15 protein-coding genes are annotated in these 17,490 nt (G+C 70.9%); 1 reads left to right on the top strand and 14 read right to left on the bottom strand.

Annotated features, from left to right (window positions below):
- Positions 1-11 precede the first annotated feature (11 nt).
- The 3 genes from ABD234_RS14740 to ABD234_RS14750 all read right to left on the bottom strand — a co-directional run bounded on the left by ABD234_RS14740 (position 12) and on the right by ABD234_RS14750 (position 3,575).
- A complete protein-coding gene (locus tag ABD234_RS14740; protein ID WP_038374530.1) occupies positions 12-959 on the bottom strand; it encodes a carbohydrate ABC transporter permease in 948 nt (315 codons plus the stop codon).
- Complete coding sequence (locus ABD234_RS14745) at positions 956-2,344, bottom strand: extracellular solute-binding protein (protein WP_344357724.1); 1,389 nt, start codon at positions 2,342-2,344, stop codon at positions 956-958. Before ABD234_RS14745 ends, ABD234_RS14740 begins: the two co-directional genes overlap by 4 nt.
- Positions 2,345-2,480: 136 nt before the next feature.
- On the bottom strand, positions 2,481-3,575 hold the full coding sequence (locus ABD234_RS14750) for a LacI family DNA-binding transcriptional regulator (protein WP_344357727.1): 1,095 nt from the start codon (positions 3,573-3,575) through the stop codon (positions 2,481-2,483).
- 68 nt (positions 3,576-3,643) lie between these two features.
- On the opposite strand from ABD234_RS14750, the gene ABD234_RS14755 reads away from it, so the two are divergent.
- Positions 3,644-4,282, top strand: a complete 639-nt coding sequence (locus ABD234_RS14755) for a DUF1345 domain-containing protein (protein WP_344357730.1) — start codon at positions 3,644-3,646, stop codon at positions 4,280-4,282.
- A 26-nt stretch (positions 4,283-4,308) separates the two neighbouring features.
- On the opposite strand, the gene ABD234_RS14760 is transcribed toward ABD234_RS14755, so the two are convergent.
- From ABD234_RS14760 to ABD234_RS14810, 11 genes are all read right to left on the bottom strand, one after another.
- A complete protein-coding gene (locus tag ABD234_RS14760; RefSeq protein ID WP_344357733.1) occupies positions 4,309-4,995 on the bottom strand; it encodes an N-acetylmannosamine-6-phosphate 2-epimerase in 687 nt (228 codons plus the stop codon).
- Positions 4,996-5,047: 52 nt separating this feature from the next.
- Entirely contained in the window at positions 5,048-5,914 is an 867-nt protein-coding gene (locus ABD234_RS14765; RefSeq protein ID WP_038374534.1) for a PRD domain-containing protein, read from the bottom strand.
- On the bottom strand, positions 5,911-6,411 hold the full coding sequence (locus ABD234_RS14770) for a PTS sugar transporter subunit IIA (protein WP_344357736.1): 501 nt from the start codon (positions 6,409-6,411) through the stop codon (positions 5,911-5,913). Before ABD234_RS14770 ends, ABD234_RS14765 begins: the two co-directional genes overlap by 4 nt.
- A gap of 20 nt (positions 6,412-6,431) precedes the next feature.
- Complete coding sequence (locus ABD234_RS14775) at positions 6,432-8,096, bottom strand: PTS transporter subunit EIIC (RefSeq protein WP_344357739.1); 1,665 nt, start codon at positions 8,094-8,096, stop codon at positions 6,432-6,434.
- Between the two features lie 114 nt (positions 8,097-8,210).
- A complete protein-coding gene (locus ABD234_RS14780; protein ID WP_344357742.1) occupies positions 8,211-9,122 on the bottom strand; it encodes a D-2-hydroxyacid dehydrogenase in 912 nt (303 codons plus the stop codon).
- Between the two features lie 35 nt (positions 9,123-9,157).
- The gene (locus ABD234_RS14785) at positions 9,158-10,066 is read right to left on the bottom strand and encodes a carbohydrate ABC transporter permease (protein ID WP_344357745.1); all 909 of its coding nucleotides are present in this window, start codon (positions 10,064-10,066) and stop codon (positions 9,158-9,160) included.
- A gap of 1 nt (position 10,067) precedes the next feature.
- On the bottom strand, positions 10,068-10,997 hold the full coding sequence (locus ABD234_RS14790; protein ID WP_344357860.1) for a carbohydrate ABC transporter permease: 930 nt from the start codon (positions 10,995-10,997) through the stop codon (positions 10,068-10,070).
- Between the two features lie 17 nt (positions 10,998-11,014).
- Positions 11,015-12,289: an ABC transporter substrate-binding protein gene (locus ABD234_RS14795; protein WP_344357748.1), complete on the bottom strand. Its 1,275-nt coding sequence runs from the start codon at positions 12,287-12,289 to the stop codon at positions 11,015-11,017.
- 125 nt (positions 12,290-12,414) lie between these two features.
- Positions 12,415-14,466, bottom strand: coding sequence for an alpha-amylase family protein (locus ABD234_RS14800; RefSeq protein ID WP_344357751.1), 2,052 nt, complete (start codon positions 14,464-14,466; stop codon positions 12,415-12,417).
- A complete protein-coding gene (locus tag ABD234_RS14805; RefSeq protein ID WP_344357754.1) occupies positions 14,463-15,329 on the bottom strand; it encodes an NAD(P)-dependent oxidoreductase in 867 nt (288 codons plus the stop codon). The genes ABD234_RS14800 and ABD234_RS14805 overlap by 4 nt, the downstream gene beginning before the upstream one ends.
- On the bottom strand, positions 15,326-17,485 hold the full coding sequence (locus ABD234_RS14810; RefSeq protein WP_344357757.1) for a family 10 glycosylhydrolase: 2,160 nt from the start codon (positions 17,483-17,485) through the stop codon (positions 15,326-15,328). Before ABD234_RS14810 ends, ABD234_RS14805 begins: the two co-directional genes overlap by 4 nt.
- Positions 17,486-17,490 lie beyond the last annotated feature (5 nt).

Raw genomic sequence — 17,490 nt, forward strand, 5'->3', positions numbered from 1 at the left:
TGAGGACGCGGTCACTGGTAGAAGACGAAGGACTTGGCCAGCCGGAACTGGGCGGCGGTGACGAGCATGATCAGCACCATGAGAACCAGGCCGATCGCGCTGGCCCGGCCGAACTCGAGCTCGCGGAACGCGCTCTCGTAGATGACCATCACCACGGTGCGGGTGGCATCGCCGGGGCCGCCGCGGGTGAGGACGTAGGGCTGGTCGAAGACCTGCAGGGCGGAGATGATCGCCATCACCGAGGCGACCAGGATGGTCGGGCTGACCAGCGGCAGCGTGATGTTGCGGAACTGCCTCCAGCCGGTGGCGCCGTCGATCGAGCTGGCCTCGTACACGTCCCGCGGGATCGCCGCGAGGCCGCCGATGAACAGCAGGAACGAGAAGCCGAAGTTCTGCCACACGTATACGGCGATCACCACGACCATCGCCCACTGCGGGGAGGTCAGCCACGGCACCGCCGGGATCGAGACCAGCGACAGCAGCCAGTTGATGACGCCGTAGGACTCGTTGAACAGGTAGCGCATGAGGATCGACACGCTCGCCGCGGAGAGCACCAGCGGGAAGAAGAACGTCGAGCGCAGGAACACCCGCAGCCAGGAGGGCATGCGCGACTGCACCAGCACCGCCAGCAGCATGGCGACCGCCAGCTGCGCCGAGACGGCCACGATCACGAACACGGTCGTGTTCAGGAAGGAGATGCGCACCGTCTCATCTGCCGCGATGTCCAGGAAGTTGCGCAGCCCCACGAACTCCGGCGCGGTGATGATGTCCCAGCGGAAGAACGCCAGGACCAGCGAGGCGAGGATCGGCAGGACCACGAACAGGCCGATGCCCAGCATGGTCGGGGCCAGGAACACCCAGCGCAGGACGATGGCGCTGCGGTGGCCCGGATCCGGGCGGGGCGAGCGGGCGGCGGGGCGAGCGGCCGGGCTCGGGGCGGGGCGGGTGGCGGTGGTCATGCGATCTCCTCCTCGAAGACGGCGCGCAGGTCCTCGTCGAGGTTCTCCAGGGCGCGGGCGACCCCGTCGGGGCCTCCGCTGAGCGCGGTCGAGACGTTGCGGATCAGGGCGGTCTCCACGGCGGCCTGCTGCGGCGGCGCGGGGATGGGACCGGAGGTCGGGAAGCGGTCGAGGGTCTCGTAGAAGCGGCTCCAGTGCTCGGGGCCCGTGCCGGTGTAGAAGTTGTCGTTCACCATCGAGCGCCGGGTGGGGGTGGTCGCCGGGGTGGGGAACGCCAGCTCCATGGCCGCCTTCGAGGAGGAGAACTTGATCCACTCCCAGGCCTGGTCCGCCTTCTTCGTGGTGCGCATGACCGCGTAGCCGGCGGCACCGAACTGGTGGCGCTGCGTGCGCCAGCGCGGGAAGAACTGCACGTCGAACTGGTCGGGGCGCATGCCGCCCTCGGCGAGGCCCTGGACCCAGTAGCCGCCGGCGGGGGTGGAGCCGATGCGCCCGGAGGCGAACAGCCCCACCAGCGCGTTGCCGCCGCCCTCCTCGGGGCGCACGGCCAGGCCCTCCTCGATGAGGGAGCGCACGTACTCGAAGGACTCGTGGACGCGGGGGTCCAGGGCGTTGGACCGCTGCCACAGGTAGCCGCCGGAGCGGGAGGTCTCCCCGGGATAGAACGTGGACCAGAGCTCCTCGCCGCCGGGGGCTCTCTCCTCGACGAGGAAGGAGGTGTCGTTGACGTACAGCCAGGGGACGATGCCGCCGAACAGGCGGTTGGTCCAGAAGTACGGGGTGGCGTCGCCCTGCATGCCGCGCAGCAGCTCGGTGAAGTCGTCGCGGCTCCAGTCCTCGCCGGGCATCTCGAGTCCGTTGCGCTCGATCACGTCGAGGTTGAGGTACATGTTGGCGGCGTTGAAGTCCAGCGGCAGCTGGTACAGGCTCCCCTTGTACAGGAACGCCTCGATGAGGCTGGGGTGGACGTCCTCGAAGTAGTCCCGCATCTGCTCGGCGTCGCGCAGGACGTACTCGTCCAGCGGCAGGGCGAGGCGCTCGGCGAACAGCTGCGCGCCCTCGGTCGCGGTGTAGACGATGTCCGGCTCGGTGCCGGCGGCGACCATCGTGAGGACCTTGGCGAAGAAGTCCGCCCAGTCGGCGGCCTGGATGGCCTGGATCCGCACGGGGATGTCGGGGTGCTCCTCCATGAAGCCGTCGGCGATCTGCTGCCGGCCGGCGGCGTCGGTGGAGTTGCCCATGATGAGGATGTTCAGGGCGTCCTCTCCGCGCCCGGGGATGTCCGCGCCGGTCAGCCGCGGCCAGGCGGCGACCGTGCCGGCGATGCCGGCGATGCCCGCACCGGCGAGGAGAGCGCGGCGGGTCACGTCTGTCGATGTGCTCATGGGGGTCCTCTGCGTCGAGTCCGGGCCATCGGGCGCTGCCGTCCTGCAGCCGATGGCTTATACACGTGTAAAAGCTGTGGGCATGAGTATGGATCGCAGCTTCTACACGTGTCAAGGCCCGGTCGCGGCCCGCAGGTCAGTCGTGGGGACGGCCCACGGTCTCGCGCTCGACGAGCGGGCAGGGGATGCGGACCGGGGCCGGTGCGGCGCCGGCCCCCGGGGCCTCGGGAGCGTCGATCAGCGCCAGCAGCCGCGCCATGGCCTGCTCCCCCATCTCCACATGCGGCAGGCCGATCGTCGTCAGCGGCGGTGTGAGGGTCTCGGCGAAATAGTCCTCGTCGTCGAAGCCGATCACGGAGAGATCGCGCGGGACCTGCAGCCCGGCGGCCGATGCGGCATGCAGGACTCCCGCCGCCACCCGGTCGCGGATGCAGAAGACCGCCGTCGGCGGCGCCTCCTCACGCAGGAGGAGGGTGAGCCAGCGGTATCCGTCGTCCATCTGCCAGCCGGCGTCGACCACCTCCGGCTCGAGCCCCCGCTCCTCCAGCTCGTCGCGGAACCCGGCCTCGCGCTCGAGGCAGGCCACGGAGCTGTCGCCGCCGCTCAGCATCACGATCCGCTCGTGCCCCACCTCGGCCAGGCGCCGCGCCGCCCTCCGCGCGCCCTCGTAGTCGTCCGGCACGAAGGACGGCGGCTCGACGAGCTGCGGATCCACGCTCGAGGATCCCGCGGCCGCCGACTCCGCGCCGTCCGGGCCGTCGGCCGTCTCGCAGTTGAGCAGGACCATGGGCAGGCCCGGACGCGCGGCGGGCGCGGGAACCACCCGGCGCCCCATCGTCGCGTAGAGCAGGCCGTCGACCTGGCGCTCCGCGAGCGTGCGCAGGGCTCCCTCGACCGAGGCGTCGCGCAGCGAGAGGTCGACGGTGATGACCATGTAGTCCGCCCGGGCTGCCGCCATCGATGCGGCGCGGACCATGCGGCCGGCCCAGGGCGAGGTCGCGATCTCGTCCGTGATCAGGCCGATGGTGCGGGTGCGCTGCTGCTTCAGGGAGAGGGCGATCGCCGAGCGGGCGTAGCCCAGCTCCTCGGCCGCCCGCAGCACCTTCTCGCGGGTGGCCGGCGCGACCGTGCCCTCCACGCGGTTGTTCAGCACCATCGAGACGGTGGCCCGGGAGACCCCCGCGCGCGCCGCGACATCAGCTGACGTGGGGCGACGCGCAGGAGGGGCCATGCGGCCCAGGATATGCGAGGGCCCGCGCCGCTCCCGAGCCGCCGGGGGCCCTGCACTACGCTCGGGGCGTGATCAGAGCGTTCCTGCACCGGCCGACGGGCCGGCTGGCCTGCGCCGTGGCCGGCGGCCTCGCCGCCGCGATCCTCACGGCGCTGCTCGCGAACGCGGCGCTGGGCGTCCTCGCGGGGATCAACGCGGCGGCGCTGCTGTTCCTGGTCACCGGGACCGCAGTGCTGTGGCCGATGGACGCCGCCACCACCCGGGCCGATGCCCGCCGCGAGGCCCTGCCGCCGCTGACCGAGGAGGTCGTGGTGGCCGGCGCGTCCCTCGCCGGGCTGGCCGGGATCGCGCTGCTGCTGGTGCTGGGCGGCGAGCACGCCGGCCCGCTCGCGGCGGCCCTCGCGCTCACGGGCGTGTTCCTCACCTGGGCGGCTCTGCACCTCATGTACACCGCGCGGTACGCCGCCCTGTACTTCTCGGGTCCCACCCCCGGAGGGATCGACTTCAACTCGCCCGAGAAGCCCTGCTACCAGGACTTCTTCTACTTCAGCTTCGCCGTGGGCATGACCTACGGGGTGACCGACACCGCCGTCTCCCGCACGGACATCCGCTCCGTGGTCCTGCGCCACAGCCTGCTGTCCTACGTGTTCGGCGCGGCGGTCGTGGCCACGGCCATCAACCTCGTGGTCGGGGTGTTCGCGGGCTGACGGCCTTGGCGGCCGGGTCCCGCCGGTCAGGTGCCCGCCACGGCCTCCCGGAACCATCCCGTGATCGTGGTCGGGTGCGTGATCGCGGTGCCGACGACGACGGCGAACGCCCCGGCCTCCCGGGCGGCGGCCGCCTGCGCCGGGGTGTGCACGCGCCCTTCGGCGACGAGCACGGCGCTGTCCGGCAGCCGGCCCGCGAGCTCGCCCAGCAGCGCGAGGTCGGGGCCGTCGGTCCGTGCCCGCTCCCCCGTGTAGCCGGCCAGGGTGGTGCCGATGATGTCGGCCCCGGCCTCCGCGGCGGCGAGCGCCGCGGGCACGCTGTCGCAGTCGGCCATGATCGGGCCGGTGAAGCCGTCCTCCCGCAGCGCCGCGACGGTCTGGGCGAAGCTCAGGCCGTCGGGGCGGGGCCGCCGGGTGCCGTCGAGGGCGAGGATGTCCGCCCCGGCGGCGATGACCGCCCGGCAGTGCTCGAGGGTGGGGGTGATGAAGACGCCCTCGGCGCCGTCCTTCCAGATCCCGATCACGGGCACGTCGACGGCGGCCGCCACGGCGCGGATGTCCCCGAGGCCCTGGGCGCGCACGGCGCTCGCCCCGCCGGACGCGACGGCCGCGGCGACCTTCGCCATGGTGCGGGGATCGCGCATCGGCTCCCCCGGGTAGGCCTGGCAGGAGACGATGAGGGTGCCCTCGAGGGCGGTCAGGAGCGGATGCATGGGTGTCCTTCCGGGGATCGGCGCGACCGGGAGCCGGCTCGGGGTGCGGGGGTCAGAGCGTGAGCCCGGCATCGGCCACCAGCCGGTGGATGTGCAGGGCGATGTAGGTCGTCTCGTCCTCGCTGACGTCGTGGCCCCAGGTGTCCTGCAGCAGCGCGGCGACCTCCCGGGCCAGGGCCATGGTCGCCGGGACGGAGGTCTCCAGGGCTCCCTGCATGAGCGGCGGCACGTCGTGGACGCGCCGCCCCTCGGCCAGGCGCACGAACAGGTAGCGCAGGTGGGTGACGAAGCGGGCGGCGGCCTCGCCGTCGCGATCCAGGGGGCCGTCCAGCCGCCCGTCGAGCAGGTCGAAGATCTCGGTGAGCGACTGGGTCATCGTCACGGTGCGGTCCAGGACCGCCCCGGTGAACCCGGCCGAGACGAAGTGCAGGGCGAAGGCGGCGGCCTCGTCGGCGGGGAGCTGCACGCCGAGGCCGTCGCGGATCATCTCCAGCGCCCGGCGGCCGGCGGCGAGCTCGCGCGGGTAGAGCTGGCGGACCTCCCACACCAGCGGCAGGTCGATCACCGTGCCCCGGCGGGCGCGGTCGATCGCGTGGTGCAGGTGATCGGCCACCGGCAGCAGCAGGATCTCGGGGCGGGCCAGCCCCGTGAGGGCCTGCGCCTCCTCGACGATGCGCCGGGCGGCGAGGACCTCCTCCCGCGGGATCTCCGCGAGGGTCCCCGCGGCCGCGGTCGCCCGGGAGGCGTCCGCGGGGACGTACACGGCCTCGGCCCTGGCGGTGTCCACGAGCACTCCGCGCCGCATCCCGAAGCCGACGCCCGGCCCGGTGACGACGACGGAGCGCCCCTGCTCGTCCAGCGCGAGGACGACGTTGTTGTTGTGGACGCGCTGGACGACCAGGCGCTGCGGCGGGATCATCGCGGCCGGACCAGCAGCACGCCGCGGCCGCCCGGCGCCTCGAGCATCGGCCCCTCGACCTCGTATCCGTCGGCGTTGCTGACGACGACGGGGGTGATGGTCGAGGGGATCCGCTCCCGCAGCAGCCCGAGGTCCAGCTCGATCAGGACCTGGCCGGCCTCGACGCGGTCCCCGACGGCGCAGCGGGCGGTGAAGCCCTCGCCCTTCAGCGTCACGGAGTCCACGCCCACGTGCACGAGGACCTCGGCGCCGCCGGCGGCGCGGATCCCCACCGCGTGCAGGGTCTCGGGGATCATCACCACGGTGCCCGCGACGGGGGCGCGCACCTCTCCCTCATCCAGGTCCACCGCGAAGCCGGGGCCCACCAGGCCGCCGGAGAACACGGGGTCGGGCACCTCCGCCAGCGGGAGGATCCTCCCGCGGGCAGGGCTGTCGATGCGCGCGGCATCGGCCGCGGGGGCGGCGGCGCCGCTCTTCTTCCTGCCGAATCCGAACATTCCCGTTCCCTTCCCGACGATCAGTCGTCGTGCCCGATCATCTCGTTGATGATGCCCTTGTAGAGGACGGCCTTCCCGCCGTAGACGGCCTGGACGCCGCCGGCGACCTCGAACACGTCGACCGCGCCGAGCTGCTTCAGCCGGGCCTTGTCGACGCGTCCCGGATCGAGCACGGAGACCCGCAGGCGGGTGATGCAGGCGTCGACGTCCTCGAGGTTCTCCGCGCCGCCGAGCGCGGCGATGATCTGCGTGCTGGTCTCCTCGAGCTCCTCGCGGCGGCCCGCCCTCGCGGTGCGGCCCGCGCCCGCCGAGGCGGCGGCAGCGGCGCCCGCCGGCGCGTCGCCGGCCGACGGGACCTCGGCCGGGACGGCCTCCTCCTCGACCGCCGCGGCGTCGCGGCCGGGTGTCTTGATGTTGAAGCGGGTGATGAGGACGCGGAAGGACACGTAGTACAGGAAGAACCAGAGGATCCCGACCGGGATGACGTACAGCCAGTGCGTCTGCGCGTTGCCCTGCAGGATCCCGAAGAGCGTGAAGTCGATGGCCCCGCCGGAGAAGGTGTTGCCGATCCGGATGTCCAGCAGGTCCGCGACGAGGAACGACAGCCCGTCGAAGAAGGCGTGCAGCACATACAGCAGCGGCGCCACGAACAGGAACATGAACTCGACGGGCTCGGTGATGCCGGTGATGAAGCTGGTCGCCGCGACGCCCACGAACAGGCCCGCGAACTTCTTCCGGCGCTCCGCCGGGATGCAGTGGTACATCGCCAGGCACGCGCCGGGCAGGCCGAACATCATCGTGTCGAACCGGCCCGCGAAGTACTTGGTGCCCTCGGTGTACAGGCCCTGGTGGCCGGGGTCGGCCAGCTGGGCGAAGAAGATGTTCTGCGCCCCGGCGACGCTCGCGCCGGCGACGGTCTCGGTCCCGCCCAGCGGCGTGTACCAGAACAGCGGGTAGATCATGTGGTGCAGGCCCACCGCCCCGGACAGGCGCAGCAGGAACCCGTACAGGAACGTGCCGACCGGACCGAGGGTCGCGATGGACTCCCCCGCGCCGACCAGCGCATGCTGGATGGGCGGCCAGATGAGGAAGAAGGCCGCGCCGACGGGGATCGCCGCCAGGGACACGACGATCGGCACGAAGCGGGAGCCGCCGAAGAACCCCAGCACCTGCGGCAGCTGGATGTCGTGGTAGCGGTTGTGCAGCGTCACCGCGATCGCGCCGATGACCAGCGCGCCGACGATGCCGGTGTCGATCGCCTCGCCCTCGGGGTCGAACAGCTTCAGCATGGAGGCGGTGGTCCCGACCATCACGAGGTAGCCGACGATGCCGGCGAGCGCCGCGGTGCCCTTGTCCCGCTTCGCCAGGCCGATGCACAGGCCGATGCTCAGCAGCAGGGCGAGGTTGGTGAACACGACCGTCCCGGCATCGGCCATGACGGTGAACAGGCCCTGGACCAGGGCGTTGTCGAGCACCGGGTAGGTGGCGACGGTCGTCGGGTTCGACAGCGCCCCGCCGACGCCGAGCAGCAGCCCGGCGGCGGGGAGGATCGCGATCGGCAGCATGAAGGCCTTGCCGACCTTCTGCAGGTTCTTGAACGGGGAGGAGAGGCGCGTCTTCCACGACGGGGCCGATGCAGGACGATCGGTGTCGGGGCGCGCGTCGCCGGTGACGGCGGAGGACATGGGGACTCCAGGCGGAGGTGCAGCGCCAGGTCTTGCCTCGAGGGAGTCACAATCCTGCGAACGGAGGGAACTGTATGCCCGCGCCGCCGCCGGCGTCAACGGCGGCCGCCGGGTTCAGTACCCCGCTGTCCGATCCACGACGTTCCGCAGCTCCTGCCCGCGCACCCACCGCTCCAGGTTCTCGAGCATGATCTGCCGGCCGCGCCGGGCGGTGCCCGCAGTGGTCGCGGCGTTGTGCGGGGTGATGATCGTTCCGGGCGCATCCCATAGCGGGCTGTCCTGCGGCAGCGGCTCCACCGCGTGCGCGTCGAGGCCGGCGCCGGAGAGATGCCCGGATCGCAGGGCCGCGAGCAGCGCATCCTCGTCGACGATCCCGCCGCGGGAGACGACGATGATCGCGGCGCCGGGCGGCAGCTGCGCGATCTGTGCGGCGCCGATCATCCCGGCGGTCTCGGCGGTGCGCGGGGCGGTCACCACGAGATAGTCACTGGTCGTGAGCAGCTCGCGCAGGCCATCGGGCCCACGGAGCAGGCGGACACCGCCGTCTCGCACGGCGCCCTCTCGCCGGCGAAGGGCCCTCACCTCCATGCGACACGCGAGGGCCTTGGCCGCAAGATCCCTGCCGCTGTTGCCGTAGCCGAGGATTCCCAGCCGTGCCCCGGCGAGCTCACCGTGGGCACGGCGCTCCCAGCTGCGCCGGCTCTGCGCCCGGGCCCAGCGCGGGGCGTCCCGGCTGAGCATGAGCATCAGCATCAATGCGTGCTCGGCCAGGGGGATCGCACCGTTGCCCACGGCGGACGTCAGCGTGACCTGCTCCGGCAGGCGGCCGGAGGCCAGCCATCCGTCCACGCCGGCGGCGGCGCTGTGCACCCACCGCAGGTGAGGAAGCGCAGAGAAGTCATCGAAGGGCTCCGCACCCAGGAGCGCGGCGAGCTCCGGAACGGGGTCGGCGTCCTCGAGGTCGAGCACGCGGGCGGCCCCGGCGATCTCGCGGATCGCCGCGAGATCCGCCCGGGCACCGCGCATCACACCGATGAGGCCCGGCGCCGAGCCACCGCCGCTCACTTGAGGCCCGTCGTCGCGATCCCGCGGATGAGGTGCTTCTGCGCGAAGGCGAAGAACAGCAGAAGCGGGATCAGCGAGAGCAGGGACATGGCCATGAGCGTCCCGGTGCCCTGATTGGACTCCGAGTCGACAAGCGCGTTCAGCGCGATGGGCACGGTGAACACAGAGGAGTCGGTGAGATAGATCAGCTGGCCGAAGAAGTCGTTCCAGGTCCAGATGAAGGTGAAGATCGTGGTCGTGATGAGTGCCGGGACCATGAGGGGCAGGATGATGCTCCGGAACACCCGGAACGGCCCGGCCCCGTCGATGGATGCGGCCTCGTCCAGCTGGCGCGGGATCCCGCGGATGAACTGCACCATGAGGAAGATGAAGAAGGCGTCCGTGGCCAGGAACTTGGGGAGGATCAACGGGATGAACGTGTTCACCAGGCCCAGGTTCGAGAACACGATGTACTGCGGGATGACCACGGCGTGCATCGGCAGCATCACCGTGACGAGCACGATCGCGAAGTAGACGTTCCGGGCCCGGAACTGCAGCCGCGCCAGCGCGTAAGCGGTGAGCGAGCAGGAGAGGAGGTTGCCCAGGATCGAGCTGAGGGCGATGACCACCGAATTGCCGAAGAACACCCAGAACGGAAAACCTCCCACGACCCAGCCGTCGACGAAGTTCTCGAGCGTGAGCTCGGTGGGGATGATCGAGGGGTCGGTGAGCACCAGGTGAGAGGGCTTGAACGCGCTGACCGCCATCCAGATGAGCGGGTAGAGCATGAAGAGGCCGAACAGGATGAGGATGCCGTGGTGCAGGATCGCCCCGCGGCGGCGGGACCGTCGGATGGACCGCGGAGCGGGGCCGCGGGCGGATTGCGCGTCGAGGGACGGCTCGGCGTCGAGCGTGGAAGTCGACATATCAATCTCCGTAGAAGACCCAGTACCGGGACAGGGTGAAGTGCACGGCGGTGATCACCGCGATGGCCAGCAGCAGCACCCAGGCGAGGGCGGAGGCGTACCCCATGTCGAAGTTCACGAACGCCTGCTGATAGATGTACAGCGTGTAGAACAGCGTCGAATCGACGGGGCCGCCGGTCCCTCCGCTGACGACGTGCGCCTGGGTGAACGCCTGGAACGATCCGATGGTCTGCAGGATCAGGTTGAAGAAGACGATCGGCGTGAGCAGCGGGATCGTGATGTGGCGGAACATCCGCAGCTGCGAAGCGCCGTCGACCCGTGCGGCCTCGTACAGCTCCTCGGGGATCTGGCGCAGCCCGGCCAGGAAGATCACCATCGGTGATCCGAAGGTCCAGACGTTGAGGATGATCAGCGTCCACAGGGCGCTGTCCGGGTTCTGCAACCAGTTCCCGCCCTGGATCCCGACGAGGTCCAGCGCCTGGTTGACCAGGCCCTCCTGTCCGAAGATCTGCTTCCAGAGCACGGCGACAGCGACGCTCGAGCCCAGCAGCGACGGCAGATAGTAGGCGCTGCGGTAGATCGACAGGCCCCGCAGCCCGCGGTCCAGCACGAGAGCCAGAAGAAGCGCGAATGCCAGCTGCAGCGGCACCGAGACGAGCACGTAGAGGGAGGTGACCCGGGCCGACGACCAGAAGCGCGCGTCCCCGGCCATCCGCACGAAGTTGTCCAGGCCCACGAACCGCGGCGAGGACATGATGTTGTAGTCCGTGAAGGACAGGTACAGGGAGGCGAGCATCGGCGCTGCGGTCACCAGAGCCAGGCCGATCAGCCAGGGGGACATGAACAGGTGCGCCGCGAGCTCCTGGCTGCGCCGGCCTCGGCTCCTTCGGGTCCGGGCTTCCGGAGGCGGCGACCCGCTGGGGGCGTCCACCGGGCGGAGAGTGGCCGTCACGAGGACTCCTCACCGCTCGCGGCTCGGTCGATGCCCTGCTCGATCTCCGCGATCATCGAGGCGGCGGCGTCGGGGATGCTCGAACTGCCGAGGGTGATCTCCTCGAGGACGCGCGTCATCACCGTGCGCCAGGTGCTCGAGCCCGGTGGGGCCTCGAATCGCGGGCTCCGGTCCGCCTCCCGGTCCTCGGTGACGATCTCGAGCATGGCGGTCTCGGTCGGGCTCGCGAACTCGGCGTACTCCTGCGCTACCCGCGGATTCACCGGGGCGCCCATGGTGAGGCCGACGATCTTGAGCATCTCGACGTCGCCGGTGGTGAAGTTGAAGACCTCGCCGGCGCGCTCGGCATTCTCGTCGCTGGAACCTGAGTAGATGGCCTGGCGCGGGAAGTACAGGAACTGGTGACCGGCGGGAGCCGAGGGGTCCACCGGCAGATGCGAGAGCGCGAACTCGTGCTCGGGGAACATCGTCGCATCGTCGACGATGTGGTTGGAGTTGCTGAACCAGGCCAGGCAGCGGTCGCCCACGTCCTCCCAGCTCGCCCCGACGCCGTCCTGCTCGCCGATGGAGGGCGTCGCGCCGGCGCCGCGGAGGTCCTCCCACCAGGCGAACCAGCTCTCCAGGCCCTCCTGGGTGTACCCGATCCGACCGTCCTCGCTCCACAGCTGCTCGCCGTGCTGGCGCAGCCAGCCCTCGAAGGGAAGGTCGGCGTCGGCCGCGTAGGCGACTGCCCAGCGATCCTGATGTTCGGCGGAGTACTCCTTGGCGAACTCGGCGAAGCCGTCCCAGTCCCACGAGTCGGGCCAGTCCACGCCGTCCTCCTGGACGAAGGTGGCGTTGTAGCGGATGACGGGCACGAAGATGCCGAACGGCATCGTGTTGTGGCCGCCGTCCAGCAGGAAGTCCTGCAGGTCCGACTCGGAGTAGTCGCTGAGATCCAGGCTCTCCACCTGATCCAGGGGGCGGTAGAGGCCGTTGGCGTAGTAGGTCATGACCTGGGCGGAGGGGATCCAGAAGATGTCCGCCACGTTCCCGGCGGCCATCTGGGTCGTCATGCGCTCCTGGAACGCGGAGTACTCGGCGAACTCGACGGTGAGTGCGAGCTCCTCGTTCTGCTCCGCCATCAGGTCGAAGGCCTTCTGATAGTTGGTCTGCCTGACGTTGTTGCCCCAGAAGGCGTAGCGGAGGGCGCTGTTGGACGCACCGCCTCCGGCCACTCCGCCGCAGGCGGCCAGGGCGCCGGCTCCGGCGACCGCTCCCGCCCCCATCATGAGACTCCGTCGGCTCAGGTGACGCATCGCTGTACTCCCGTCGTTGGAAGGTCCAGGAGCCTCATAGCTCCTGGGGTCAAGCCTTGCGAAGGTAAGATTGTCTGTCAAGAGTACATGCCTGGTTGTTATTCGTTCGTGGCTTCGGCGTCGGAGAGCACGATGGCCTCGAAGACCTCGAACCGGGGAGTCCGCACCCGCACCGCGCCGTCGACCCGGGTCCACGCGAGCTCCTCCCCCGCGACCAGGGCGCGCACCGTGCGGGGTGCGCGAGCACAGGGAACCTCCAGCTCTGCCGGGAGCACGGGCACAGGGTCGACGAACCGCTGGGGGCGCTCTCCACTGCGATTGAGAAGGTGGATCATCGTTCCGCGCGCGGAACGACCGGGCACGATGCGGACGTGGGACGGCAGACCCGTCGCCACCCGCAGCTGTTCCCCTCCCTCGGCCCGGACCAGTCCAGCCAGGGCACGGCCGATGGCCGAGAGGCCCAGCTCGCGCAGCGCCGCACCGGGCCTCCAGGGCAGCACGACCACCCGCCCCGTCGCACCGGAACGCCAGGACAGGCGGCCGGCGTGGCCCGAGGGCTCGTTCCCGGAGCACTTCTCCGGCGGGCCGTAGAGCGCCCGCCCCAGCACGGGCCAGCCGGTCGAGACCTCGTCCGAGGCGGCCACGACCGCGCGATACCCACCGAGCACCGGGACGTGCAGCGGGGCGGGCGCAGCGACCGGCGACAGCCCGACGTCGCCCGGCGCCCCGCCGATGTCGATGTGCAGGGAGCGCACCGCCTCCTCGGTATCCAGCACGGCCCGCGACACGATCCGCGCGCCGTCCGGGTCGAGCTGGTTCCCCAGCGGGGTCCAGGCTGAGCTCCCGCTCGTCACGACGGTTCCGCCGGAGGCGGCGAACTGCAGCAGGGCGTGCGCGGCGCTGTCGTCCAGCGGCCCGACATCAGGAACGATCACCAGGTCGAGACGATCCCGGGAGACCGTCCCGAGCGATCCCAGCCGCAGGGCGACGAAGGGGATGTGCCCCTCGGACAGGGCGCTGTGCCACCCCTGGAACTCCGCACGGTGCGCGGACGCGTCGGGGCGCACGAGCGCCGTACGCGCGCTGGGCACGAGCCCGCGGTATTCCTGCTGATGGTCCCGATGATGGCGCGTGATGCGCGCGCTGGCCTCGAGCCCCGGGAAGGGGCTGTGCTCCGGAGTGCCCATGATGTAGGTGGAGGGCTGGGCGCCGTGGGCGACCGCCTGCACCGCGTACTGCTCCAGATGGCGCGGATCCTCTCCCGCCCAGCGATAAGGCATGTCGACGAAGGCGACCGCATTGACGAACACCGGCCGGGCAGGGTCTGCGGAGCGTGCGGCGTCCACGGCGTCGGCCGTCGACTGGTGCCAGAGCTCGCGACCCACGGCGTTGTTGGCCTCGTGGAAGGTGATGTCCGCGCTGTCGCCCTGAATGAGGGCGGCATGCGGAGCGAGCCGGTGCACATGCTCGCGCAGCCGCCGATGAAGGTCGGCGAGAACCTGTTCGGTGTATTGCCGCCAGAGCACGGAACCGGCGTCGTCCGGGCCGTCGGGAAGGTCCGTCCCCGGGGCGAATCGGGCGAATCCGCGCCGGCAGGCCTCGCAGTGGCACACGCCCCAGTAGCGCCGCGAATAGTCATGCTCGTTGAAGGACATCCAGTTGAGGAAGAACCCGGAGACCGGGTAGTTCTCGAGCACCTCGGCCACGGCCGCGAACATCTCGCGCTGGTAGTAGTCACCGCTCGGGCAGGTGCTGCGATACCCGTTGTAGATCTGCGGCGCGCCACCCGGAGAGACGAAGCACCACTCGGGGTGACGTTCGGCGCGGGCGGCATCGATCTTGGAGAAGTCCATGCGAGCCAGCACGCGGATTCCCCGGGCCCGGGCGGCGCGGATGGCATCGCCCACCAGATCCCCCGAGGGACGCTCGGAGAGGTACGGGTTGATGGTCTGGGAGGCCAGGCGGCTGGGATGGTTGGCGATGATCCCGCCGACGCTCAGCAGCCAGGTGTCCGCCCCGAACTCCTCGATCGCGTCGAGCACGGCGTCGACGTCCAGACCGGCGTCGATCTCGCGCAGGTTGGTCTGGACGGTGCGGAAGGTCCCCTCCCACCAGGGCTCGGCTCTGCCGAGCGGATCGGCCGCAGTCATCGGGTCTCCTCGACGAGCAGGCGGAACAGCGCGGAGTGGTCGAGCTCCTCCCAGTGCCGAGCGAGCGCGGCGTCCATCTGCGCGGCGACCGCGTCGGTGCCCGGCAGGGCGACGCCTCGGTGAGCAGCGGCGTCCTGGGCCAGCCGGAGGTCCTTGCGATGCAGGCGCAGACGGAAGCCGGGGTCGAAGGAGCGCTCGGACATGCGCCGTCCGTGCAGCTCGAGGATCCGGGAGCTCGCGAAGCCGCCGTCGAGCGCGGCGCGCACGCGCTCCCCGTCGAGGCCGGAAGCCTCTGCAAGGGCAAGACCCTCGGCGACCGCCTCGATGGTGAGGCCGACGATGACCTGATTGACCACCTTGGTGGCCTGCCCGGAGCCGACCGGGCCCATGTGGGTGATGCGGGCACCGAGGATCTCCAGCAGCGGCATCGCCCGGGCGACGTCGGCGTCCGCTCCGCCGACGAAGATCGTCAGGGCGCCGTCACGGGCGCCGACCTCCCCGCCGGAGACGGGAGCGTCCACGTAGTGCCCTCCGGCCTCGCGGACCGCTGCGGCGAGCTGCTCGGTGCGCACGGGCGAGATCGAACTCATGTCGATCACGAGGGCGCCGTCCTCCAGCCCTGAGAGGACCCCGTCCTCACCCAGGAGGACGGACTCGACGTCGGGAGTGTCCGGGAGCATGAGCACGACCGCCTCCGCGCCGGAGGCCGCGACTGCCGCGCTCTCCGCGGGCACGGCCCCGGCATCCACGAGGTGCCGCGTGCGGTCCGTGGCGCGGTGGATGCTCAGGCCATGCCCGGCCTTCAGCAGGTTCTGCGCCATGGGGGCGCCCATGACGCCCAGTCCGATGAATCCGATCCTCATGCGTCGCCTCCGGAGGTCGCGGTGTCGGCGCTCTGCGGCGCCCAGGTCACGTGGACGACCTCGAGGTCGTCGATGCGGTCGATAGGGATGTGCAGGTGCCTGCCGCGCACCTGGAGATCGGCGGAGGTGCCGGCGACGAGGAGCTCGGCGCGGGCCGCCCGCTGCCCTGCGGGAATGTGCAGGATGACCTCCTGACCGTGCAGGGGCAGCGATTCGTGGCGCTGACCGCGCATCGCCATGGGATCGGTGAGGTTCACGATGTTCACGGCGATCTCGTGCTCGGCCTCGCGCACGGCGAGGTCCACCATCCCGGGGCCGGCGACCCGGACCCGGGGCGTGTGATCACCCAGGGCCCAGAGAACGGCACCGGCGATGAGCCGGCCGTGGTCGGATTGCAACGCCCGCCAGTAGACCTCGCCGATGTCGAAGGCGATCGCCACCGTGCGGCCGCCGCCGTCGTGCTCGCGGGTGACCACGGCGGGAAGGGCCTCCCCGGGACGGGGATAGACCTCCTCCATCGGCAGATCCGGGTAGTCGGGGACGAAGCGGAAGGCAACCTGGGCATCGGGGTCGACATCGAGGTCCAGGACGTGCGCTCCGCCGACGATGCGCTGCGCCCCGTCGTACCCGGCGGTGAGTGGATGCCCGGGCTCGAGGGTCATGTACTTGTTCTTCAGCGGCCCGCGGATCCCGCCGCGCGGACGGACCCCGAGCAGCGGGCCGAGGGCGAGCGACGGCGCTCCGGCCTCATCGACCGTCAGGCTCGCGTCGTGGGCGGTGACGAGACCGCCGCCGCCCGCGACATGGTGCTCGAGGGTGGAGATCGTGGCCGGGTCCAATGCCGCGCCGGAGGGCAGCACCACCACGCGAACGCCCTGCAGACGGTCGGAGGTCAGCGCCTCCTCCGCGATGTACTCGAAGGGGATCCGGGCCTCGACCAGCGCCTGGTAGACGCCGTCCTCCTGGGAATCGGCGCCATGGCCGTGACCGAAGGCGTGCCCTGGGGAGCGGTCGGGGATGTCCAGCAGGACGACCTCGGCGGTGTGCCGCAGGTGGCCCGTAGCAGACTCGACACGCTCGTGGAGCTGGAAGGCCTCGGCCATCGGGGCGACCCAGCGGGTGTCGAAGCACTCCCCCTTGAACTTGGTGAACCAGGGCCGCGCCCCTTGCGCGAATCCGTCGACGACCAGCGCGCGAGTCTCGTGCGGATCGGCCACCGAATCCTTCCACCGCAGCTCGCCGTCCTCGGGCCCCACCGAGGTGATGAGTGCGACCGGCCGGTCGGGGTAGAGGCCCCGCGCCCGCTTGCCCACGCGACCCGGCGTCCAGGACGGCTCGAGTCCCGAGCGTCCTTGTTTGTCCACGAAGAACATCGGATACCGGTCCTCGACGAGGTCCCGATCCAGGTCCCGTGTGAGGGCCGCACCCCGATTGGGGATGAAGCGCACGTGCGGGCGGATCGCGCGCACGGCGTCGTCCCAGTGGACGACCAGCTCGCTGAGCCGACGTCGACGCCAGGCGGCGAAGGCCGGCCAGGAGGGGTCGCCCGGGTCGGTCTCGTCGGGGAGGTCCTTGCCGGTCTCGGCGAGGAAGGCGGCGCGGGTGCCGGGGTTGTAGCTGACGCGCCGGCGGCCCTCCCAGCGGTTCGCGAAGACCGCATCCACGTCGTACTCGCGGACGATCTCCTGGGCGATCTGCGTGGTGAACTCCCAGTGGGATGCGCTCATCGGATCGGTCCACCACAGTCCCGGCATCGACTCGTGCTCCACAGGCTTCCCGTCCATGCCGTGGTCGAGCCACTCGGGGTGTGCTTCGGCGGCATCGCTATGGATGGCGTGGGGGTCTACCCGTGCCATGACGTGCATACCCAGCCCTCGCGCCGCCTCGACCAGCTCGCCGAAAGGGTCCCGGTCTCCCAGCTGCGCGCTGCGGTGATGGTGCGGGATCTGCGTGGGATAGAAGGCCATGTACCCGCCGGCGCTCAGGCAGAGGGCGTTCGACCGGGTGCGTTGCATGACGTCGACCCAGAAGTCGACGTCCAGCACGGCTGGATCGTCCTCGGTGAAGGTCAGCTGCGTCCATCGGGTCGCCCCGAGATACCACTCAGGACTGCGCGTCGCCATGGTCGCCCCCGTCAGGGCTTCGTCGATCGTCACTGATC

The sequence above is a fragment of the Brachybacterium phenoliresistens genome (assembly GCF_039530785.1).
In the GTDB taxonomy this organism is placed as follows: domain Bacteria; phylum Actinomycetota; class Actinomycetes; order Actinomycetales; family Dermabacteraceae; genus Brachybacterium; species Brachybacterium phenoliresistens.